Origin of the sequence: Anaerococcus kampingae (assembly GCF_046365475.1) — a bacterium.
GTDB classification, from domain to species: Bacteria; Bacillota; Clostridia; order Tissierellales; family Peptoniphilaceae; genus Anaerococcus; species Anaerococcus kampingae.
The window spans coordinates 1-21,459 of sequence record NZ_JBGMEF010000037.1; the positions used below are offsets into that span (position 1 = coordinate 1).

Consider the following 21,459-nt stretch of genomic DNA (forward strand, 5'->3'; position numbering starts at 1 on the left):
CCCAGGCGGCCCCTAAAGCGGGGAGCATAAACAGAAGCTTGCCTTCGGCAAGCCACTCTTTGTAGACAGATCTCTTCGTAAAAGCTAGACCAATTCAAGCTGATTTTGACATTCCGATGCCTAAAAATCTCAATCTAGCCCAAATTTATGCTTTGTATATACTCTACATCTCAGTAATTACAGAAATTTAATATTCACTTGTGCGTCAGGAGATTTTCTTAACGGCATCTCCATTTACAAAATCTCCCGACCTTGGGAGAATTATTCTGTATTCTGAGAGAATCTGGACGTCAAGGTAGACCTAAGGCTCGTTTGCCTTTGCAAACATCGCGATGAGTTGGTATAAGATACTAATCTATGGGTAGATTTAAAAGCAGAAGTCACCGTTAAGAAAATCACACTGACAACCAGACTTAAATAAAAATATTGTAGTTACTAAGACAGTAAGTAAGTATAAAAAGCTTAGTTGGACTAGATTGTGATTTTTAGGGGACTTTTGATTTTAAATCAGTAAGAATAAGGATAGTTAAATACGAAGTAATCCATCATAATAAAGAAGATTTTTGAAAAAAATCTTCCTATTCCGCACTCCGCTTTAGGAGCCGAGAGGGGGTGAAATGGGGAGGTTTAAGGAGGGGCATGAGGGGGCATCGGCCGCCCCCTTCGCCCCTCCTTTAGTCGAAGTCATCAGCTTGATGACAACAATTCATCATGAGATGACAATACGAAGAATTAAAGTAAATAATAATATTATCTTGGATAAAAAATTGTAAATTCCTACTTATCTAGTATAATTTACCTAAGAAGCAAGTGCTTCTTTTATTTAACAGATGATGGTCAGGGATAGTCAGTATCTTTTGGCCTTTACTAGGATCTTAATTTTGCCATGATTAAGATTTTATTTATAATATTAGAAAGATTGAAGGTGATTTTATGGCTGGTCTTACTAATCAGATTGAAAGATTTTTAAAACTCATGCTTGAAGATAGCGTCGATGGGGCTCTTGAGATTGGGCGAAATGACTTGGCTAGTAGGTTTGATTGCTCGCCTAGTCAGATAAATTATGTCTTATCTACTAGATTTACCCCTTATAATGGCTATCTTATCGAAAGTAAGCGTGGTGGTAATGGTTTTATTAAGATTATCACCATTGTCGAAGAGGATGATTATATAAGTTATTTGTCAAAGAATCTTAAGAAGGAAATGAGTCAATCCAATGCTTATAGCTTGTTTGATGATCTTTTTGAGAGGGAGTATTTGACTGAAAATGAACTTTTGATGGCAAAATATGCCACTAGCGATAAGTCTTTGGCCGATATAGAGCCAAGGGGTAGAAATAAAGTTAGATCAAGTATTGTAAGAAGCCTTCTTCTAAGTATACTTGCGAGGAGTTAATTATGAAATGTGATAAATGCGGAAAAGATGCGACTGTCAGCCTTAAGGTGATTTTTAATGGCAATAGTCATGACATCCACCTCTGCCAGGATTGCGTCAAAAAATACGCCAAGCTTCCTAAGGATGAGGATGTGAGCCAGATTCCTGCTGAAAATCTTAATTTTGATCCCAAGGCTCTTGAAGGCCTTATCAAAAATTTCGTGCCTAGTCTTGATGAAGTGATTAATTCTTATTATGAATATAAATTTAATCAAAATAACAAAGATTTAGAATATATTATGAACCTTGATGACAAGGCTTGCCCTTATTGTGGCAATCTTGAGTCAAATATCAGGGAGGGAATCTTTGGTTGCCCTCATTGCTATAATCTGAATAAAAATTTAACTGAAAAGGTCCTTAAGACCTACAATAATTTATCAGAATATAAGGGCCGATTCCCAAAGGCAGAAAGAGAATTTAGACAGGTCGCTGAAAGGATTAAAGACCTTTCCCAAAAGCTTGCCGAATCTGTTGAAACAGAGGATTACGAGCTTGCAGCCAATATAAAAGAAGAAATTGAACAACTAAATATGAAGGTGAAAAATTGAAAGAATTTAGCAAAGATATAATAATTTCTTCCAATCTTTCTCTAAGGAGAAATCTCAAAGGTTATGATTTTCCAACAACTATGACCTATGATGAGAGCCTGGTTATACTTGATATCTTTAAAAATATCTTTGATGACAAGCTTCTTCTCCTATCTGACCTTGACGATGAAACAATCGATAAACTAATCGACCAGATGATTTTAAGTGAGGATGCTCCAGACAAGCTTGCCCAAATCGGAGTGGTTTTTGAGGGAGATACGACTCTTGTTATTAATGACAGGGACCATCTTTCTATAAATATTTCAGGCTTTGACTTAGATCTTAACTCAGCCTATATGAGGGCAAATGAGATTGAAAAGGTCCTGGATGACCACCTGGATTTCGCCTTTTCTGGTGAATATGGTTACCTTACAAGTGGGGCAAGAAATTCTGGAAATGGTCTAGAAATAGCCATCAAGGCTTTCCTTTTTGGCCTTATTGATAATTCAAAGACCTACTTTGGTTTTAAGCAAGCCATGGTCTATGCTGGCATGTTCCCAAGACATTACATCCCTAAGGGTCTCAAATCATACGCAGATAAGGTCTATCTGCTTAAAAACTATGGCAATTATAGGGAAGATGTCTATTCATATCTAGCCAATGTGGAAAATGACCTGGCAAGTATTGTCAAAAATGAGAGAAGATTTAGAAGAGATCACAAGATTTTAAACAATATAGACGATAGAAAAGTAAGAGAAGAAATAAAAATAATTGAAAATCAACTAGCAAATAATTTAGTAGAATCAAGGGAAAATTTAGCTCAAAACCTCTATGATCTTAAGAAATATAGGATTTTAGAATATGATACATCTCTTGACAATGACCAAATCGACTATTTGCTAGCAAATATAAATAGTCACAAGTACAAGGATAATTTCGACCAGAAAAGGTCAGCATTTTTAAAGAAATATATGGGAGAGCATTATGGAAAACAATAGACTTAATAGACTTACCCAGCAAGCAAGACGTGAGTCTTATGGCCTAAACCATGATTATATAGGCACTGAACACCTCTTGCTTGCCCTAATGAAGACAGGTTCAGAGGCTAGCAAGGCCCTAGAGGCAGCTGGCGCTAATTATGAGCTTCTTCGCTCAATAGTCATAAATAATATAGGCAAGGGCACAGCCATAAGACCCGCCACAGAATATAGCAAAAAGGTAAGAAAAACCTTGGAAACTGCGAGGTTTTATGCCAAGCAAAGAAGGGATTTGACCACAAGCGAGGAAGATGTCCTCCTAGCTATCATAAATGACGAGGATTCCTTCACCAATATCATGTTCCTCCTATCTGGAGTGGACAAGGAAGAAATCAAGAAAAACCTAAGGGACTTAAGCAAACAGGCCAAGGAAGGCGAAAAATCAAATTCAGCCTTTAGCGAAAATATAACTAAATTTACCACCAATCTCAACGAGATGGCAGAAAATGGCAGAATTGACCCGGTTATAGGCAGGGATGATGAAATAAAAAGAATTGTCCAAATCCTAATGAGAAGGACAAAAAATAACCCAATCCTAATCGGCGAGCCAGGTGTAGGAAAAACAGCAATCGCAGAAGGCCTTGCAGCCCAGATTGTCGAAGGTAAGCTTCCAGCCATCATGAAGGATAAGACCATCCTATCACTTGATATGGCAAGCATGATCGCAGGCACCAAATACAGGGGAGACTTTGAAGATAGGCTCAAGAAGCTCTTCGAAGAAGCCGCCCAATCTGACAATCTCATCCTCTTTATAGATGAGTTTCACATGGTCCTAGGGGCAGGAGCCGCAGAAGGATCAATGGATGCAGCCAATATCCTAAAGCCAATCCTTGCCAAGGGCGATATTCAGATAATAGGGGCTACAACCATTGAAGAATACAGAAAACACGTAGAAAAGGACTCAGCCCTCACCCGTCGTATGCAGCCAATCCAAGTCGATGAGCCAAGCGTGGAAGATGCCAAAAAGATAATCCTTGGTCTAAAGGATAAGTACGAAGACCACCACGATGTCAAAATCACAGATGAGGCAGTAGATGCGGCAGTGGACCTATCAGATAGGTATATCACTGACAGGTTCCTCCCAGATAAGGCCATCGACCTCATAGATGAGGCAAGCTCAAAGGTGAGGATTGCAGCCTTTAAGGAAAATCCTGAAAAGGAAGACCCAGAAGATATCCTAGAAGAACTCAAAAATCAAAAAGACCAAGCCGTAGCTGACCAAGATTTTGAAAAGGCAGCCAAGCTTCGTGATATAATCAACCAAAAGAAATTCGACCTAGAAAATAAAAAGGAAGAAGAAGTCTCAGAGACCCTAGCCATAGGTTATGAAGATATAGCAAATATAGTCGCTAGCTGGTCCAAAGTCCCAGTAGAAAGGCTAACAGAAGATGAAAAGGCCAAATATGCTAAGCTTGATACAAACCTAGCAGGAACAGTCATCGGCCAAAATGATGCCATAGAATCTGTAGCCCACGCCATAAAAAGAGCTAGAGTCGGCCTTAAAAATCCAAACAAACCAATAGGATCTTTCATCTTTGTAGGCCCAACCGGAGTCGGTAAAACCTACCTAGCCAAAAGCCTAGCCAAGGAGCTCTTCGGTTCTGAAGAAAACCTAATTAGGATGGATATGAGTGAATACATGGAGAAATTCGCAGTCTCAAGACTAGTCGGCTCTCCTCCAGGCTATGTAGGCTATGAGGAAGGCGGCCAGCTTACAGAAGCAGTCAGGACCCACCCATACTCAGTAATCCTCTTTGATGAAATCGAAAAGGCCCACCCAGATGTCTTCAACCTCCTCCTCCAAATCTTAGATGATGGAAGGCTCACAGACGGTCAAGGCAGGACAGTAGATTTTAAAAACACAATTATAATAATGACCTCAAATGTCGGTGTAGCAAGCCTTAATAAGTCCACATCTATAGGATTTAGCCTAGCAGAAGATGAAGAGGCAGCTGACAATGAAAAGGCCAAAGAAGTAATTGGCCAGGCAATAAAAGATTCCTTCGCTCCAGAGTTTTTAAATAGATTAGATGAAGTAATCATGTTCAATGCCCTAGGTAAGAAGGACATCAAGGAAATCACAGGTCTCATGCTAGAAAAAACCAGGGAAAGGCTCAGGGAAATCGGAATAGAAATCGTCTATGACGACAAGCTAGTAGATCTTCTGGCCAAGGAGGGCTTTAACAGCGAATACGGAGCAAGACCACTAGAACGCCACATCACAAAGATGATTGACGATAGGCTAGCAGAAGATATCCTAGATAATAAGCTAGATAAGGACATGACAATCAGAATATCAGTAAGAAACGACTCTCTAGTCTTTATAAATATAAGCAATACCAAGGTCGCAGAAAAAATCAAAAAAGAGGCCTTGAAAGTCAAATAAATTTTAAAAGCAGCCCTAAAATTTCGGGACTGCTTTTATTTTGCCAATATAAGGGCCAAATCCTTTAGTTATGGGCCCTACTTGTGGTATAATAAAAAGAATGAGAGGCTTTTATGATTATTAATAACTTAGAAGAATTAAAGAAATTTGCAGATAAGCTTGCCCCAATCCTTGAGGATGGGGATGTTATAAATTTGAAGGCTGACATGGGAGCTGGCAAGACTACCCTAGTTACAGCCATTTGCAAGAATTACGGGATCTACGATACCTCATCACCAACCTTTGCTTTGGTAAATATTTACCAGGCCGATAGGACTGTCTACCACCTAGACCTCTATAGGTTTGAGGATCCTGATGAGATTTTAGATATAGATTTTGAAACTTATTTTTATCCAGAAGGCGCCATCACCTTCCTAGAATGGGCAGAAAATGTAAGCGGATACCTGCCAGATGATATGATTGATATAGAGATTAAAAAGCTTGATGAAAATAGACGAGAGATAAAGATAGCTGATTCGACAGAAAGGGCGAGGAAGATTAATGAATTACTTAGCAATTGATACATCTACAATGATTTCAACTGTGACCATAGCCGATGATAAAGAAATCTTGGGGGACTTTAATGTCAACCAACTAAAGACCCATTCAGAAAGTTTGGTCCCAATGATTGAGACCCTTCTTGATCTTCTTGGTATGAAGGTTTCAGATATAGACACCTTTATTATCGCCCATGGTCCAGGCTCTTTTACAGGCCTAAGGATAGGCATGACCATTGCCAAGACCCTAGCCCAGGTGGAAAATAAGGACCTACTTACAATTTCAACCCTAAGAGCCATGGCAGCTGGCTCTACTTCAAATAAATTTAGGGCACCGATGATAGATGCCAGGTCTACCAGGGTTTATGCAGGTCTTTTTGATGAAAATCTCAATGAAATCATCAAGGAAGACCTTTACGAAATCGATGATTTTGCAAGGCTTGTCAATGACAAGGGCCTTGAGGTAGAACTCATTGGCCTTCTTAATGATAAATACTTTGATAAATTTGAAAGGGCAGTTAAGGCTCCAATCAACCTTAATACTTGCATTGGTGGCGGCCTGATAAGACTGGCCCAGACAGGAGATTATAAGCCAAGGCCTCTTTTTGAGATAGGTCCAAATTACCTTAGAAAGAGCCAGGCGGAAAGGGAATTTTTGAAAAATGATAAGAGAAATGACTGTAAATGATACAGATAAGGTTTATCAAATAGAAAATGACTCCTTTTTTGAGCCGTGGACAAAAAAACAACTCCTCAAAGAATTTGAAGACAACTCATTTCTAAAACACATAGTCTATGAAAAGGACGGGGAAGTGGTAGGTTTTTATATAGTTAGCCATATCCTTGATGTTGTTGAAATCTTCACCATTGCGGTTGATAAGGATTTCAGGGCAGAGGGGATTGGAACAATCCTTTTAGACGATATTATAAAAAGAAGCGAAGCGAGCGATGTAAATGAGATTTGGCTAGAAGTTTCTACCAAAAATACCGCCGCCATCAAGCTTTACAAGAAATTCGGCTTTGTAAGCCAAAAGATTAGAAAAAATTACTACCAAAAGACAGGCGAAGATGCCTACAACATGATAAGGAAGATACATGAGTGATTTTTATACCTTGGCCATAGAGACATCTTGCGATGATTCCTCTGTAGCCATCCTAAAAAACGAAAGAGAATTATTAACCAACCTCATCTCAAGCCAGATAGATATCCATGCGCTCTTTGGTGGGGTTGTGCCGGAGATTGCCTCTAGAAAGCACCTAGAAGCCATCAATCCCCTCATAGAAAAGGCTCTAAGAGATGCAGACCTTTCCTACGATGATATAGACTTGATTACTGTAACCAAGGGACCAGGTCTTATAGGCTCTCTCCTTGTTGGAATATCAGCAGCCAAGGCCCTAGCCTTAGCCACTGGTGCCCCACTTGTAGGAGCCAACCACATGAAAGGCCACATCTGTGCTAACTATCTATCAAACCCAGACCTTAAGCCACCTTTCATCTGCCTAGTCGTATCAGGCGGTCACACCTATCTTTGCAAGGTTAAGGACTACACAGATATAGAAGTAGTAGGTACCACCAGAGATGATGCAGCCGGCGAATCTTACGATAAGATAGCAAGAAAGATTGGCCTAGGCTATCCAGGCGGCCCAAAAATTGATAAGCTAGCCAAAGAAGGCAATGGAGCAGCAATTGATTTTCCAAGAGTCATGCTGGAAAAAGACTCCTACGACTTCTCCTTCTCAGGCCTAAAGACAGCAGTCCTAAACTATGCCAACCAAGAAGAACAAAAAGGAAGAGAAGTCAACAAGGCAGACCTTGCGGCAAGCTTCCAAGAAGCAGTAGTAGATGTCCTAGTCGCCAAATCTCTAAGGCTTCTAGAAGAAACAGGCTACAAAAACTTCGCCATATCAGGGGGAGTTGCAGCCAATTCTAGACTAAGACAGAGATTTGAAGAAGAGCTAGGAAAGCGCGACATCGGGTTTTATTATCCAGATCCGATATTATGTACAGACAATGCAGCCATGATAGCAATGGCAGGCTACCTGGACTACCAGGCAGGCATAAGGGATGACAATTTTATGAAAGTATATCCCAACCTAGACTTATGATATGAAAAGAAGAAAGAAAAATTCGTCATTAAAAAAATATAATAAACTAAACAAAATTTCAAGCCTAATCTGGGTCCTAGCCGGTTTAGGCATATTTGGCTTTGGAATATATTATATGGAAATCTTTGAGAAAATATTTGGAGTCTTAGCTGCAATCTATGGACTTGTTAGCTTATCCACAAGCAAGAGCCCAGCTGCAATCAAAAAATCCGAGCAAGGAAGACTTGCCTTTTTAAGCCTTCTTCTAATAATCTATTCTCTAGTAAATCCTTTAGGAAATATTGCCATCCTCTTTGACATCTACAAGAGAGACTGGGTCATAAGAGGAGGCCTAGATGAGAAAAAGTAAAAAGCTAATCTTTCTAGCTCTCTTAATATTAATAGGCCTAAGCTCCACATCTTGCGTCAAAAGAAGACTGGCAAGCCTTGAAAAATCAAGGGTGGAAAGAGACATGCAAGAAAATATAAGCCCTTTAACAGAAAGCTTCTATCCAGACAAAATCGCAGAATTTAGCGAAGAAAAATACCTAAAGTGGTTCAAAGCCTTAAAAGGTCCAGCCAAGCTCAAACTACCAGCCCCACAAGAGCCCAAAAAACTCACCAAGGCTGAAATGGTAGAAGACTTCGAATACCTATTTGCAGAATTAAAGGAAAATTATCCCTTCTTTGGTGTCCTAGATAGGAAATATGACATCGACTTTCTAGCCAATCACGACATCTACCTAGCCAGGATAAAGTCCTGCGAAAACGACCAAGACTTTATCGATGCCATGACAGAAATAATGGGCCAGCTTCACAATTACCACGCCAAAATCGCTGACAGGGCCTATGTACAGACCACCCTCAGCTATTATTCACAAAATTGGAACCAACCATCGATCTACTATGAATTTATCAACCTAAATAGGCAAGCAGTCAGAAACAGGTATGACCTAGAAGGCGTTCAATCCAGGGCCAACTCAGGCAAAATAAGAAGGAAAAAATCAGGCGATGCCAAAACAGCTGCTAACCTCAGCCTAACAAGCGAAGGAGACCTGGCCATCCTTAAAGTAAGCCAGATGCTAGATGATAAGTCTATCGAAAAGGATGAGGAAATCCTAGACGAATTCCTAAGAAATAAACACTTGTACAAGGGACTAGTCATAGACATAAGAGATAATGTAGGCGGCAACATGGAATATTGGAAAAACTTCCTCTTGCCAAAGCTAATCACAGAGCCAAAACAAGTCACAAACCACATGTTCTTCAAAGACTCAGCCAAGACCAGGCTCCTCTTATCAGATGACACCATAAATGTCGAAAAACTCTCAAACGTCGACATCACAGGTATAAAACTAGACCATGCAGAAGATTTAAAAGACTTCGCCTACTACATCAAAGACATCGTAGCCATAAATCCAGACGAAAGCAAAAAAGACAACGGCTACGAAGGCAAAATCTTCCTCTTAGTCGACAAAGACGTCTTCTCAGCAGCCGAAGGCTTCGCATCATTCATCAAGCACACAGAGCTAGCCACCATAGTAGGCAGCCAAACAGGAGGCGACGGGATAACACTTGGAGTAATAAACTCAGTCCTCCCAAATTCAGGCCTAGTCTACACCTACACCAACACCCTAGGCTATGCCCCAGATGGCACCATCAACGAAGAAAACCCAACCACCCCAGACATAGAAACAGGCACCTACAGACAATCCCTACAAAGCATAGAAAGCCAAATACAAAATTAAGAGACCAAATGGTCTCTTTTTAAATGGAAAAAGCTAGTTATAAAGATTAATTATCATTATCAATGGGTGTGTGCTAGTAGGCTTTATATAATGAATACTATATTGGAGATTCTTTATATAATAGATCGAATATATAGGATTGTCTGAATTTGCAATGATTGGTCTAAGGGCTTTATTAGAAATTTGGATAATATATCTAAAAATTTCCCCAAGCAAAAAGCCCGAGTTTATGGTCTCAGGCTTTGGTCTTATTTTTTGTCTTTATTTTTATTTAGGATTGCAAAGGCTCCTATAGCCACTACTAAAATTATTCCAACATAGGCTATTCCAGTGATACCTGTTTTTACATAGGATGTGGATGAGGTATTGGTTGGGGCATCCTTCTTGTCATCTGTTTGAGATGACTTGTCTTCTGCTCCGCCTATGGTCACTGTTTCTGGTGTGCCGCTGATTGGGTTTTGGGCGGTGCTTGCAGTCTGGCTATTGTCTGTGACTGTGGTGGTTGCAGGTGTGGAGCTTGTTTGATCTGTACTAGTTGTTTGGCTTGAGTCAGAGGATTTGACCTCGCTTTCTAGGAATTGCTTGATAAAGTTATTATCATCTAGAGGTAGGGTAAATCTTCCGTCATTCTTGAGTTCATCTTCACTGATATAGTCGTTGTTGTCAGTGTTCATATTATCAAGCTCTTTTCTTTGATCAGCTGATAATTTTTCGTAAGCCTCCTTAATCTTAGGATTGCTAGACTTGTAGAAGGCGGAATTCTCGTTAATCTTATCTTCGCCCACCTTCATCTCATTGCCGCTAGATAGGTAGCTAGGGTTTCTAAGAGATGTAGACTCGTGTTTGAGAGGCTTGGCGGTATTTGTTTTAACTACTTGGTCAAGCTTTTTGTATAAGTCCTCTATACTTGCCTTATCAGCTTCACTTAAAGCCTCGCCATTTTTAATCTTCTCATTGGCAGAGGTCAAATATTCATAGACTTCCTTAAAAATATCATCATAGGATTTTCTTGCTTCGCCAGATGTATTCTTGTAATAAAGCGAATTTATAGCTGCTTCATAATAGGCATGTAGGGTGTTAAGGTCGGTCTTATCTAGCTTATCAGCATAGAAAAGCTCGCCCTTAATGATATAATCATTGACCCTAGCCTTGATAGCTGCAATATCAAGGTCCACTGCGACCTTCTCTCCACTAGCATCTATAAGCTTGGTCAAAGAATCAAGCCCAGCCGCAAGAGCCTCCTTATCAGAGGATTTGGTATTTACAAGCTTGACATAATCAGTCAAATCAAGGCTTGGGATATTTCTAGCCTCTTCAATCTTAGAAAGAAGGGCAAACCTAGCATCAAACTCCTCAATATAGAGAGGATCCTTAGCAAAATCCACCGTAAGCTCAGTATCTTCATCATCGCTAATCACATCACTTGCAAGAATTTGAAATAATGAATTAGCCACTTTATCATCATCACTAGCAAAAGATTGGCCGCAAAGCCCCACAAAGAGCCCAAAAGCCATAAAAGTCGCTAGAGTTTTTTTAAAATTAATTCTCATAATATCTTCCTTTACTCATATAGATATATTATATAGAAATATAGGGAAAAATCAACAAGCAAAGCCTTAAAAAGCTGGCTGCTTTGTAGGAAATTGGGCCTTTTGTAAAGAAGTATAAAAAGAGCAGACACTTTTGGGTCTGCCCTTTGATGTTTGTAAATTTTTAGAACTATTAGGAAATTCCTAAGAGTTGGGGTTCAACTATTCAGAAATGCTTAAGAGTTAGGGTTTCTTTTCGTTTTGGTCAATTTATTATTTTTTTCGATTATCATCTTTTAATTCTTTAAATTCTCTATTAATTTTTGATTGTTCCTCTATGATTATTACAGTTAAAATTGTGTTATAAGTGTAGTCATACCATTTTTCTCTTTCGGATTTTTTGATATATTGTTTATCTGTATTATGCCTAATGTGTAAATTATTAAACATTTCAAACATTTGTTCAACAAGCACATTTTTGCCATTTTTTTGCATATATAAACCATCTTCATTTAATTTATTCGATAAGTCTGCTCGTTTATTTTCCATATATTTAGCAATAGAGATTAATATTTTTTCCTTATCATCCACTGTATTAGAGAAATGTTTGTATTCTAAGATTTTAATAGCAATGTTTTCGTCATTACAAGCCACTATTTCAGCTGCCTGGATAGATTTCTTATCTTTAGGAACTATAATAAAATTGTAATCATCATCTACTTTTACGACTTTATGGTGTATTCTATCAACAACTTCGTAAATGTGTCTTTCTAAATATTTAAGCCCTTTCTCAGGTGTAGTTAAATTTGATTCTCTTAGGAATCTATTACTATTGCAAATTGAATATTTGTATTCGTGAATTAAATATAATAACATCTCACAATTAAGTATAAGTAATTCTTCTTGATTAGAAGTTTGTCTGGCTAAAAAATCTCGCATTTGCTTCAAGGAAGTGAATGGTCCTTTTTTAGAAAATTTAATAAAATTTCTATCAAATAAATCAGTTATACTTCCATACATCGCATAATTTTTATCCAAAATTTCAGCTATACAATTAATTTCTTGTCTAGCGCTGAAATTACCATTCTTCATCAAATCCATAAAATGCATTATTTATCTTATCCTTTCTTAATCATATATTCTTACTTAATATTATATCAAATAATATATTGTTTACCTACCTATGATAATAAACGACAAAAAATTCTATAATTATGAGACAAAAATATATTTACTAAGTTTATGTAGTTTTATGTTATAATAAAATTGAATATGTATAATTAAAATGAAATTTATATAGCATAGATTTATATTATATAGTAATAACTGAGGGAGAAAATTTCGAGAACATAAAATATAGGAGCATATAATGGATAATATTACTGGAGCCAATCTTGGTTTTGAGAAAGAAATTTTTGCTGCAGCTGATAAGCTTAGGGGCAATATGGATGCGGCTGAATATAAAAACGTTGTTTTGGGGCTGATATTTTTAAAGTATATATCAGATTCCTTTGAAGCAAAGTATAAGAGTCTTTTGGAAGATGGTGAAGACTATGCTGAGGATAGGGATGAATACTTAGCTGAAAATATATTCTTTGTACCAAAAGAAGCTAGGTGGGAATATGTAGCATCTAAGGCTACCAGCCCAGAAATTGGCCAGGTAATAGATCAGGCCATGATATCCATAGAAGAAGAAAATCCTAGGCTTAATGGAATTTTACCTAAAAACTACGCCAGACCTGAGCTTGATAAGAGAAGGCTTGGGGAAGTAGTGGTGCTTTTTGACAATCTCAAACTCAAGGACCACGGCTCATCTAAGGATATACTTGGCAGGACATATGAATATGCCATAGCCCAGTTTGCAAGCCTTGAAGGCAGAAATGCGGGAGAATTCTATACACCTACATCTATAGTCAAAACAATAGTAGAAATCCTAGAACCTTACCAAGGTAGGGTCTATGACCCATGTTGTGGGGCTGGTGGTATGTTTATCCAATCTGCCAAATTTGTAAAAATCCACCAAGGAAGAGCAAATGACCTTTCGATTTATGGACAGGAATCAAATCCAAATACCTGGAAGCTTGCCCAGATGAACCTTGCAATCCATGGCCTGGAAGGAGACTTGGGCGAGGGAGCTGCTGATACATTTTTTGATGATAGACATAAAAATATGAAGGCAGATTTTATCATAGCCAATCCTCCCTTCAACCTCAAGGATTGGGGCGGTGATAAACTCATCGAAGATAAGAGATGGAAATATGGCATACCACCAGAAGGTAACGCCAACTACGCCTGGATGCAACACATGATTTACCACCTAGCAGATGAGGGGAAGATGGGCCTAGTCCTAGCAAATGGAGCCCTATCATCATCTACAGGCAGCGAAAGACAAATAAGGGAAAATATTATAAAATATGATCTGGTAGAATGTATAATCGCCATGCCAGATAGGCTTTTTTACTCAACAGGCATATCAGTATCAATTTGGATTATAAATAAAGATAAGAAACAAACAAATAAGACCTTGTTTTTAGATTGTAGGTCGCTAGGCCATATGGTAGACAGGGCCCATAGAGATCTAGCAGATGCAGATATAGAAAAAATATCAGGTGCCTATGCTAGATTTGTAAGGGGAGAAGATGTAGAAGAAGCTGGCTTTGCCCATGTTGCAGATACAAGCGAGATAGAGAAAAATTCCTTCGTCCTAACCCCGGGCCGCTATGTGGGACTTGAGGCAGAAGAGGAAGACTTAGAGCCTTTTGAGGAAAAGATGGAAAGACTATCTGGAGAATTAAAGGACCTCTTTGAAGAATCAAACAAGCTGGAAGAAGCAATAAAGCGCCAGCTTGGGGAGTTGGGGTATGGAATATAGAAAAATTTCTGATATATCAACTTTAAGAAATGAAAATATAAAAAGTAATAAAAATAAGAATTTATTATATATTACAACTACACATTTATTACCAGAAAAAGAAGGGGTTAGTCAAGAGTTTGAATCATCATTGGGTAAATCTGGAAAATTATTTTATAAAGATGATATTTTAGTATCAAATATAAGACCATACTTTAAAAAAATATGGAAGGCAGAGAAAGACGGCATTACTTCAAATGATGTCTTAATATTTTTATCTAATGATGTGGTTCACCAAGATTATTTATATTATTTACTATCACAAGATAGCTTTTTTAATATGATGACCTTAACTTCAAAAGGGACGAAGATGCCAAGAGGCGATAAAAAAGCGATTGCTTTATATGAAGTACCTATTCTTGATAAAAAACAGCAAAAATCAATTTGTGATATTTTAATTAATTACGATAAAAAAATAGAAACCAACAACAAAATTATAGCCAACCTAGAAGCCCAGGCCCAGGCCTTGTTTAAGTATTATTTTGTAGATTTTGAGCCCTTTGTGGATGGAAATTTTGTAGACTCTGACCTAGGAATAATTCCTGAAGGATGGGAAATAAGTACAATTGGTAAGATATCAAAAGTAAGAAGTGGAAAGAGACCGAATGGGAAAACGAGCCATCCAATTATTCCAATAGTTGGAGCTAATGGTCTAACAGGATATTGCGAAGATTACCTATATGATGAAAAAGTAATAATAACAGGAAGAGTAGGAACATTAGGTATTGTTAAAAAGTATTATAAAAAAATTTGGCCTTCAGATAACACTCTAGTATTTACCTCTAGTAATTATTTTGAATATCTTTATTTTCAATTGTTGGAAGTAAATTATAGCTCGTTAAATAGAGGAAGTACTCAGCCACTAATAAGTCAAAAAGATATAAAAAATATAAAGATCGTGTTGCCTAATGAGATAATTATTAATCGATTCCAAAAAATAATTAAAAATATATTTGAATTGCAAGATTTTCTTACTAACCAAAACCAAACCCTAGCCGAGACTCGTGATGCATTATTACCTAAGCTTATGGCTGGGGAGATTGACCTTGAAAACCTAGGGGGACCTTATGACTGAAGTTTATTTAGAAAAGGGCTTTGAAGAGATTTTTATTAAAACAATTGAAGATTTGGGTTATGAAAGAACTGACCACACTCAGATAATAAGGGAGTCTAAGAGGTCTCCTTTGGCGGCAGAATATTTGAGGGAAGCTCTTGCTAAGCTTAATTCAGACCTTGACCCTGACCTTATAGACCAGGCTGTCTTTAAGATTAATAATATCGATGCAGGTTTGCTTGTAAATAGGAATGAAATCTTTTTTGAATATTTGCAAAATGGTATTGAACTTACAAGCTATGAGGATGGGGAGACTAAGACTAGGCTTGCCCGCCTAATAGATTATGAAAATCCAGAGGCAAATTCCTTTGTAGTTTCAAACCAGCTTACTATTGAGGGCAAGGATACCAGAAGGCCTGATGTTTTAATCTATGTTAATGGCTTGCCCCTTGTTGTAATTGAGCTTAAGTCTTTGTCTACTGAATTTAGCGACATTGACAGTGCCTATAGGCAGATTAAAAATTACCAAAAGGGCATAGAGGAGCTTTTTGTTTACAATGCCTTTAATATAATTTCAGATTTTACCAAGACAAAGGTAGGAACTATTACTGCCAACATGGCCTGGTATAAGGAATGGAAGAGTGCTGATGGGTCTTATGAGTCAAAGGACTTTGGCGACTATATTACTCCTATAAAGGGGATTTTGGATAAGAGAAGATTTTTGGATATTATCAGAAATTTCATATTTTTTGAGCACAAGGATGAGGGCACTACTAAGATTATGGCCCAATATCATCAATATTTTGCAGTACGAAAAGCTCTTAAGTCTACAGTAGAAGCTATTAAAAAGGGCGATGGCAGAGGGGGAGTTTTTTGGCATACCCAAGGTTCAGGCAAGTCCTTATCTATGGTTTTTTATAGCCAATACTTAATCAGAACCCTTGATAAACCTACCTTTGTGATTATTACAGATAGAAATGATCTTGATAACCAACTTTATGGCCAATTTGCAAGAGCCAGCAAGTTTTTAAGGCAAGAACCTATTCAAGCCAAATCAAGAGAAGACCTTTATAATTTGCTCGATAAGAGAAAGTCTAATGGGATATTTTTCTCTACTATGCAGAAATTTCAGGAATCTGACGAGCCTTTGAGTCTTAGAAATGATATTATAGTTATTTCTGATGAGGCCCACAGGTCTCAATATGGTCTTAAAGAAAAGATTAGCAAGGATGGTCATATTCAAATCGGAATGGCAAGGCTAGTTAGAGATAGCTTGCCAAATGCGACTTATATTGGATTTACAGGTACCCCTATTTCTGATAAGGACAAGGACACTAAGGAAGTTTTTGGTTCTTATATCGATATTTACGATATGAACCAAGCCGTTAAAGATGGGGCTACCAAGCCTGTTTATTATGAAAATAGGGTTTTGAACTTATTCCTTGATAAGGAAGTCTTAAAGCTTATTGACCAGAAATACAAGGAAATGGAAGCAAAGGCAAGCTCCATTGATATTGAAAATTCTAAGAAAAACCTAAGTAGGCTTGAAAGAATTGTAGGATCTGATGAGGCAATTGATACCCTCGTTAATGATATAATTAACCATTATGAAAAAAATAGGGCAGACCTACTTACAGGTAAGGCCTTGCTTGTGGCCTATAACAGGCGTATAGCCATTAAGATTTACAAGAAAATCTTAGAATTAAGGCCAGATTGGAAGGAAAAGGTCAAGGTTATTGCTACATCAAGTAATAATGATCCAGAGGATTGGAAGGATGTTTTAGGTTTTAAAACTGACAAGGAAGAGCTTGCCAAGCGCTTCAAGGATAATGACGACCCATTTAAAATAGCTATTGTTGTAGATATGTGGCTCACTGGCTTTGATGTTCCTTCCCTTTCTACTATGTATGTATACAAACCTATGGAAGGCTACAATTTAATGCAGGCTATCGCTAGGGTTAATAGGGTATTTGAGGATAAGGAAGGTGGCTTGGTTGTCGACTATATTGGCATAGCCGATGCCCTAAGAAAGGCCATTAGTGAATACACTAATAACGGAAGCGGCAATGCTGGGTCTAATATTAGAGATACTGCCTATCCTGTTTTTAAGGAAAAGCTGAAAATTTGTAGGGACTTGGTTACAAAAGATTTTAAATATCAGAGAATTTTTGCTAAGGATATAGAAAAATCAGAGATGGCGGAATTAATTAAGGACGGGATCAACTCGGTATTAGCCTACGATGAGAAAACTCAGGAAGAATTTAAAAAAGAAGCCTATGCCCTAAAGCAAGCCCATAGTCTATGTGGTTCATTGACTAATGATAAGGAACAGAGGGAAGCAGCCTTTATTGAAGCCATCAGGATAAGTGTGATGAGGATTACAAGCCCTGGCAATATATCAAGGAAGGAAATAGATAAAGAGATATCTACTCTGTTAGACAAGGTAGTAGAAAGCAGGGGAGTAATAGATATATTCCAGAATATTGGCGGTGAAGTTAACCTATTTGATAGGAAGTTTCTTGCAAATCTTGCCAAGATGAAGCAGAAAAATCTGAGTATTAAGTTATTAGAAAAGCTTTTAAGAGATGAAATAATTCAATATGTTAGAACTGATAAGCTAAAGAGTGAGGAATTTTCAGAAAAATTGAAAAGAGTTATGGAAAGGTATAAGCAAGGGCTCATAGCCAACGCCAAAGGTCTTCAAAACTTCACTAGTGGTGTCGGGGAAGATAACAATAATGATTATGACCTTGATGACGTAATTAAAAAATTACTCGATTTGGCAGATGAGATGGTGAAGATGGATGAAGAAAGTAAAGCTACAGGCTTAAGCAAAGAAGAGCTTGCCTTCTATCATGCAATCAGAAATCCTGAAAATATCAAGGACTTGTATACCGATGAAGATATGATAAGATTCACTAGAGAGCTTAGTCAAGCCATAAATCAAGAAATGACACCGGATTGGTCGCTAAAACAATCAGGCAGAGCCTCTATGAGACTCGCAGTAAAAAGATTACTTAGAAAATATAAATATCCAAAGGATGAAATGGATAAGGTAGTTAAATTAATTATTGACCAGGCTCAATATTTTGATGAAGCCTATGGACTTTAAGATAGAACAATTTATACAAGTTTGATAAATGCGTGCTTTTTGATATAATATAACCATGCCGGGGTGACAATATGGTTGCCCATCACAAAGAAGCTAGAATATGTATCGAGTATACGTATGTCTGGCTTTTTTGGTGGATGAAATGAATAATAAACCTGATAAACCCTTTTTAGACTTTGAAGAGCAAATAGACAAGTTAGGAAAAGAATACAATTTAATAATGCCTAATAGAGATGAAGCAAAAAGATTGCTAAAGAATTTAAATATCTTTGAAAAATATTGCCAGGTTAGTAACATCCCAATGGATATAAAAGATAGATTTGAAAGGTTGAAGTGGGTGTAAGTAATGAAGATTGAGGAGTTTATTAAAGAGAGAAAGAAACGAGATAATATTGATGAGTTTGACTTTGATAAAAAAATAGATAATATTCATCAGTTTATAAATTATATTTTTGAATATTTTAATTTATATATAGATATTGACGAATTAGATAGAGAAAGAATAAAATTGAATGAAAAGGCCCTGAAGTATAAAAAAGAGTTGTCTGATTATAGTGTTGAAACTCAGGAATGGTTATTAAAGATTTTCATGGAAGAAAATGTTAAGTTTGTTAGGACTCTCAGAAATAAGTTGTGTGAAGATATTGCCTTCGGGCTCTATTATGATACGAAAGGTTGGCAAAAAGCGTCATTTAATTTATATGCTAAATTAATAAAAAAATATAAATTTTTAGATAGATATATTGATGAATTAAATAAATTCACCATTGATGAGAGTAATAGAATTAATATCAATTATTTAGATCAACTTAGCAATGAAGCTATAGGAATGCTACCTGATAAAGTGAAGGAGTGGGTTTCTAATACTGGTAGAAAATATCATGTTGATTTAATGGAATGGGCATTAGGTTATGCTCAATATTATTTTGATATACGAGAAGCTTGGCCTATTTCTAGGAGAATAAAAGGTAAGTATATTGATGATTATGATGTAAGACCAAAGAAGAATAGATTTGATATTGATATACTGTATAATGAATTAGCAGATATAACATTTATTAGAGGAAAGAAGAAATATCTTGAAATTATAATAATGTTTTCATGGGTAACATCAATTGATGAACAATTTTTAGATTTTTATGAAGAATTCTTAAAGGAAAAAGGATTTTAAGGTTTTATATAATTTTAATTATTAGCCTAGCTTAAAAGTTAGGCTTTTTTGGTGCTTATTTTCTAGTCCAATAAACTTTATACACAAAAAGACACTTACCCTTGACTAACTAGACTCTTAATGTACAATTACATTAAGAAACATACAAAGGAGGATTTTTATGAAGGATATTGATAAGGTGCTTGAGGATTTTCGTGAGTCTAGGAAGGCTATTAAGAAGGGCTTGCCTGCTAGGGATAATATTTTATATATTTTTGACTCTTTGACTGAGGATAGGCAAGCTAAGCTTTTATCTTATGCTGAGGATGTTTTTTATTCTCAGAGATACCAAGAAAAAACTTGTGATGTACCTATTCTTAATATGAAGCTGGTTGACTAGTTTTCTTGAATTTTTTGTATTTCAATATATAATGATATTACCTAAAAGGTAATTTTGTGGGGCTTGTATGAAAATTCTTTATAAGAATAAAAAATTAGAAAAACAGTGTACTGACCTTAAAGTTGCCAAGAAGGAGTTTGGTGATAAGATTGGAAGAAGGTTGCTTAAGGCCATTAACTTTATTGAAAATGCTCCTAATCTTAGTCTTATTATAGATTTTAGGCCTTTTCATTTTCATGATTTGAAGGCTGATAGGAAGGGCCAGTATGCTATTGATATAGGCACTAGGAGAGACGGTTACAGACTTATTTTGGAGTTTGATGAGGAAGATGTTTTTGTAAATGCAATTTATATTGAAGATGTTTATATAGCAGAAATGGGGAAACATTATGAGTAATTATATTGAATATGAAAATTTAATAGGATTTCACCCAGGCTCTTATGTTGAGGATATTATTGATGATTTAAATATTAGTCAAAATGAATTTGCAGAAAGACTTGGTACTTCTTCTAAGACTGTTAGTGAACTTGTTAATGGTCTTTGCAATATCAGTCCTGATTTAGCTTACAAACTTGAACAGCTCACTTCTATTAGCTTTGAGATGTGGATGAATCTTCAAAATGCTTATGATAAGAAGAAGGCAGAGATTGAGGCTAGGGTGGTAAGTGATGAGGATGAAGTTGTTGATAAGATTGATTTAAAATATTTTAAAGTTCATGGCCTTATTGAGAATAAAAAGTATTTTAGAGAAGAAAAAAAAGAGGTTTTGAGGTCAAAACTTAATGTGGCAAATCTTTTGTATTTTAAGAAGTTTAATTCTCAGGTTAGTTACAGAAATAAGGATGCTTTTAGCGATGAGTCTATTATTAACTCTAACGTTATGTTGGAGCTTGCTGAGAACATTTCTCGAAATAAGACTGATACAAAGCTTAATATTAATAAGCTTAAATCATATTATGAAGAAATCAAGAGATTGATTTTAAAAGATTATGATGAGTTTCTTCCTAGCTTGAAGGAGATTTTGTTAGACTGCGGAATTGTTTTAGTTGCCTTGCCTCACCTTAGAAATTCTGGCCTAAATGGGGCATGTAAAAAGTTTAAAAATGGATCTGTCTTGCTGCTTATTACCGATAGGAATAAGAGGGCGGATATTTTCTGGTTTTCTTTATTACACGAATTGGGTCATATTGTAAATAGAGATTTTTATACCAATGAATTGGATATGAAAGAATATGAATCTAAGGAAAGAATTGCTAATGATTTTGCAGCTGACTTTTTGCTTGATAGGAAAAAATATAAGAATTTTGTAGAAGATGGGGACTTTTCGATAGATACTATAAAGAAATTTGCACAAGAAAAGAATGTGCTTACTTGTATTATTACAGGAAGACTTAAGAATGATGGCTTGATTGATTATAAAGCATATAATTCTTACAATACTTATTATGAAATTAGTCTGGATAATGATGAAATGAAATCTGCATAGGTGAAGTGAATTATTGAATATAAAAAAGGGGAAGCTTGGTGAAGCTTCCTCTTTTAGTGGGTG

21 protein-coding genes are annotated in these 21,459 nt (G+C 36.6%); 19 read left to right on the top strand and 2 right to left on the bottom strand.

All coding sequences use genetic code 11. The annotated features are described in order from the left end of the window. Positions 1 to 617: 617 nt before the first annotated feature. From ACCQ42_RS08545 to ACCQ42_RS08595, 11 genes are all read left to right on the top strand, one after another. A complete protein-coding gene (locus tag ACCQ42_RS08545; RefSeq protein ID WP_410035925.1) occupies positions 618 to 773 on the top strand; it encodes a hypothetical protein in 156 nt (51 codons plus the stop codon). Positions 774 to 933: 160 nt separating this feature from the next. Then, on the top strand, positions 934 to 1,395 hold the full coding sequence (locus ACCQ42_RS08550) for a CtsR family transcriptional regulator (RefSeq protein ID WP_265214793.1): 462 nt from the start codon (positions 934 to 936) through the stop codon (positions 1,393 to 1,395). A 2-nt stretch (positions 1,396 to 1,397) separates the two neighbouring features. Further along, positions 1,398 to 1,982: a UvrB/UvrC motif-containing protein gene (locus ACCQ42_RS08555; RefSeq protein ID WP_106461369.1), complete on the top strand. Its 585-nt coding sequence runs from the start codon at positions 1,398 to 1,400 to the stop codon at positions 1,980 to 1,982. Beyond that, entirely contained in the window at positions 1,979 to 2,959 is a 981-nt protein-coding gene (locus ACCQ42_RS08560) for an ATP--guanido phosphotransferase (RefSeq protein ID WP_410035926.1), read from the top strand. Before ACCQ42_RS08555 ends, ACCQ42_RS08560 begins: the two co-directional genes overlap by 4 nt. Beyond that, positions 2,946 to 5,384, top strand: coding sequence for an ATP-dependent Clp protease ATP-binding subunit (locus ACCQ42_RS08565; RefSeq protein ID WP_410035927.1), 2,439 nt, complete (start codon positions 2,946 to 2,948; stop codon positions 5,382 to 5,384). Before ACCQ42_RS08560 ends, ACCQ42_RS08565 begins: the two co-directional genes overlap by 14 nt. Positions 5,385 to 5,497: 113 nt before the next feature. Then, complete coding sequence (gene tsaE, locus ACCQ42_RS08570) at positions 5,498 to 5,944, top strand: tRNA (adenosine(37)-N6)-threonylcarbamoyltransferase complex ATPase subunit type 1 TsaE (RefSeq protein WP_410035928.1); 447 nt, start codon at positions 5,498 to 5,500, stop codon at positions 5,942 to 5,944. Continuing rightward, positions 5,925 to 6,608: a tRNA (adenosine(37)-N6)-threonylcarbamoyltransferase complex dimerization subunit type 1 TsaB gene (gene tsaB, locus ACCQ42_RS08575; RefSeq protein ID WP_265214802.1), complete on the top strand. Its 684-nt coding sequence runs from the start codon at positions 5,925 to 5,927 to the stop codon at positions 6,606 to 6,608. The genes tsaE and tsaB overlap by 20 nt, the downstream gene beginning before the upstream one ends. Then, positions 6,583 to 7,023 carry a ribosomal protein S18-alanine N-acetyltransferase gene (gene rimI / locus ACCQ42_RS08580; protein WP_410035929.1) on the top strand — a complete coding sequence of 147 codons (441 nt, stop codon included), beginning with the start codon at positions 6,583 to 6,585 and terminating at the stop codon, positions 7,021 to 7,023. Before tsaB ends, rimI begins: the two co-directional genes overlap by 26 nt. After that, positions 7,016 to 8,026 (top strand): tRNA (adenosine(37)-N6)-threonylcarbamoyltransferase complex transferase subunit TsaD, encoded by a 1,011-nt coding sequence (gene tsaD / locus ACCQ42_RS08585; protein ID WP_311531915.1) that lies wholly within the window; start codon positions 7,016 to 7,018, stop codon positions 8,024 to 8,026. The genes rimI and tsaD overlap by 8 nt, the downstream gene beginning before the upstream one ends. A gap of 1 nt (position 8,027) precedes the next feature. Continuing rightward, on the top strand, positions 8,028 to 8,375 hold the full coding sequence (locus tag ACCQ42_RS08590; RefSeq protein ID WP_410035930.1) for a hypothetical protein: 348 nt from the start codon (positions 8,028 to 8,030) through the stop codon (positions 8,373 to 8,375). Next, complete coding sequence (locus ACCQ42_RS08595; RefSeq protein ID WP_410035931.1) at positions 8,362 to 9,753, top strand: S41 family peptidase; 1,392 nt, start codon at positions 8,362 to 8,364, stop codon at positions 9,751 to 9,753. The genes ACCQ42_RS08590 and ACCQ42_RS08595 overlap by 14 nt, the downstream gene beginning before the upstream one ends. A 248-nt stretch (positions 9,754 to 10,001) precedes the next feature. On the opposite strand, the gene ACCQ42_RS08600 is transcribed toward ACCQ42_RS08595, so the two are convergent. Both ACCQ42_RS08600 and ACCQ42_RS08605 read right to left on the bottom strand, forming a co-directional pair. Next, entirely contained in the window at positions 10,002 to 11,303 is a 1,302-nt protein-coding gene (locus ACCQ42_RS08600; protein WP_410035932.1) for a hypothetical protein, read from the bottom strand. A gap of 252 nt (positions 11,304 to 11,555) precedes the next feature. Next, positions 11,556 to 12,374: a hypothetical protein gene (locus ACCQ42_RS08605; RefSeq protein WP_410035933.1), complete on the bottom strand. Its 819-nt coding sequence runs from the start codon at positions 12,372 to 12,374 to the stop codon at positions 11,556 to 11,558. 277 nt (positions 12,375 to 12,651) lie between these two features. Here ACCQ42_RS08605 and ACCQ42_RS08610 point away from each other — a divergent pair, with 277 nt between their 5' ends. The 8 genes from ACCQ42_RS08610 to ACCQ42_RS08645 all read left to right on the top strand — a co-directional run bounded on the left by ACCQ42_RS08610 (position 12,652) and on the right by ACCQ42_RS08645 (position 21,396). Further along, positions 12,652 to 14,154 (top strand): type I restriction-modification system subunit M, encoded by a 1,503-nt coding sequence (locus ACCQ42_RS08610; RefSeq protein ID WP_410035934.1) that lies wholly within the window; start codon positions 12,652 to 12,654, stop codon positions 14,152 to 14,154. After that, entirely contained in the window at positions 14,144 to 15,268 is a 1,125-nt protein-coding gene (locus tag ACCQ42_RS08615) for a restriction endonuclease subunit S (protein WP_410035935.1), read from the top strand. The genes ACCQ42_RS08610 and ACCQ42_RS08615 overlap by 11 nt, the downstream gene beginning before the upstream one ends. Beyond that, positions 15,261 to 18,359 (top strand): type I restriction endonuclease subunit R, encoded by a 3,099-nt coding sequence (locus ACCQ42_RS08620; RefSeq protein WP_410035936.1) that lies wholly within the window; start codon positions 15,261 to 15,263, stop codon positions 18,357 to 18,359. The genes ACCQ42_RS08615 and ACCQ42_RS08620 overlap by 8 nt, the downstream gene beginning before the upstream one ends. A gap of 142 nt (positions 18,360 to 18,501) precedes the next feature. Then, entirely contained in the window at positions 18,502 to 18,702 is a 201-nt protein-coding gene (locus tag ACCQ42_RS08625; protein WP_410035937.1) for a hypothetical protein, read from the top strand. Between the two features lie 3 nt (positions 18,703 to 18,705). Beyond that, positions 18,706 to 19,530, top strand: a complete 825-nt coding sequence (locus tag ACCQ42_RS08630; protein WP_410035938.1) for a hypothetical protein — start codon at positions 18,706 to 18,708, stop codon at positions 19,528 to 19,530. A gap of 160 nt (positions 19,531 to 19,690) precedes the next feature. Beyond that, positions 19,691 to 19,909: a hypothetical protein gene (locus ACCQ42_RS08635; RefSeq protein WP_410035939.1), complete on the top strand. Its 219-nt coding sequence runs from the start codon at positions 19,691 to 19,693 to the stop codon at positions 19,907 to 19,909. Positions 19,910 to 19,976: 67 nt separating this feature from the next. Then, complete coding sequence (locus ACCQ42_RS08640) at positions 19,977 to 20,306, top strand: hypothetical protein (RefSeq protein ID WP_410035940.1); 330 nt, start codon at positions 19,977 to 19,979, stop codon at positions 20,304 to 20,306. Continuing rightward, positions 20,299 to 21,396, top strand: coding sequence for a HigA family addiction module antitoxin (locus tag ACCQ42_RS08645; protein ID WP_410035941.1), 1,098 nt, complete (start codon positions 20,299 to 20,301; stop codon positions 21,394 to 21,396). The genes ACCQ42_RS08640 and ACCQ42_RS08645 overlap by 8 nt, the downstream gene beginning before the upstream one ends. Positions 21,397 to 21,459: the final 63 nt, after the last annotated feature.

Coding starts and splice junctions, on each gene's coding strand:
- ACCQ42_RS08645 (WP_410035941.1), top strand. CDS start 20,299: ATGAGTAATTATATTGAATATGAAAATTTAATAGGATTTCACCCAGGC.
- ACCQ42_RS08610 (WP_410035934.1), top strand. CDS start 12,652: ATGGATAATATTACTGGAGCCAATCTTGGTTTTGAGAAAGAAATTTTT.
- ACCQ42_RS08620 (WP_410035936.1), top strand. CDS start 15,261: ATGACTGAAGTTTATTTAGAAAAGGGCTTTGAAGAGATTTTTATTAAA.
- ACCQ42_RS08545 (WP_410035925.1), top strand. CDS start 618: ATGGGGAGGTTTAAGGAGGGGCATGAGGGGGCATCGGCCGCCCCCTTC.
- ACCQ42_RS08590 (WP_410035930.1), top strand. CDS start 8,028: ATGAAAAGAAGAAAGAAAAATTCGTCATTAAAAAAATATAATAAACTA.
- ACCQ42_RS08550 (WP_265214793.1), top strand. CDS start 934: ATGGCTGGTCTTACTAATCAGATTGAAAGATTTTTAAAACTCATGCTT.
- ACCQ42_RS08595 (WP_410035931.1), top strand. CDS start 8,362: ATGAGAAAAAGTAAAAAGCTAATCTTTCTAGCTCTCTTAATATTAATA.
- rimI (WP_410035929.1), top strand. CDS start 6,583: ATGATAAGAGAAATGACTGTAAATGATACAGATAAGGTTTATCAAATA.
- tsaD (WP_311531915.1), top strand. CDS start 7,016: ATGAGTGATTTTTATACCTTGGCCATAGAGACATCTTGCGATGATTCC.
- tsaE (WP_410035928.1), top strand. CDS start 5,498: ATGATTATTAATAACTTAGAAGAATTAAAGAAATTTGCAGATAAGCTT.
- tsaB (WP_265214802.1), top strand. CDS start 5,925: ATGAATTACTTAGCAATTGATACATCTACAATGATTTCAACTGTGACC.
- ACCQ42_RS08565 (WP_410035927.1), top strand. CDS start 2,946: ATGGAAAACAATAGACTTAATAGACTTACCCAGCAAGCAAGACGTGAG.
- ACCQ42_RS08615 (WP_410035935.1), top strand. CDS start 14,144: ATGGAATATAGAAAAATTTCTGATATATCAACTTTAAGAAATGAAAAT.
- ACCQ42_RS08635 (WP_410035939.1), top strand. CDS start 19,691: ATGAAGGATATTGATAAGGTGCTTGAGGATTTTCGTGAGTCTAGGAAG.
- ACCQ42_RS08600 (WP_410035932.1), bottom strand. CDS start 11,303: ATGAGAATTAATTTTAAAAAAACTCTAGCGACTTTTATGGCTTTTGGG.
- ACCQ42_RS08625 (WP_410035937.1), top strand. CDS start 18,502: ATGAATAATAAACCTGATAAACCCTTTTTAGACTTTGAAGAGCAAATA.
- ACCQ42_RS08555 (WP_106461369.1), top strand. CDS start 1,398: ATGAAATGTGATAAATGCGGAAAAGATGCGACTGTCAGCCTTAAGGTG.
- ACCQ42_RS08630 (WP_410035938.1), top strand. CDS start 18,706: ATGAAGATTGAGGAGTTTATTAAAGAGAGAAAGAAACGAGATAATATT.
- ACCQ42_RS08640 (WP_410035940.1), top strand. CDS start 19,977: ATGAAAATTCTTTATAAGAATAAAAAATTAGAAAAACAGTGTACTGAC.
- ACCQ42_RS08605 (WP_410035933.1), bottom strand. CDS start 12,374: ATGAAGAATGGTAATTTCAGCGCTAGACAAGAAATTAATTGTATAGCT.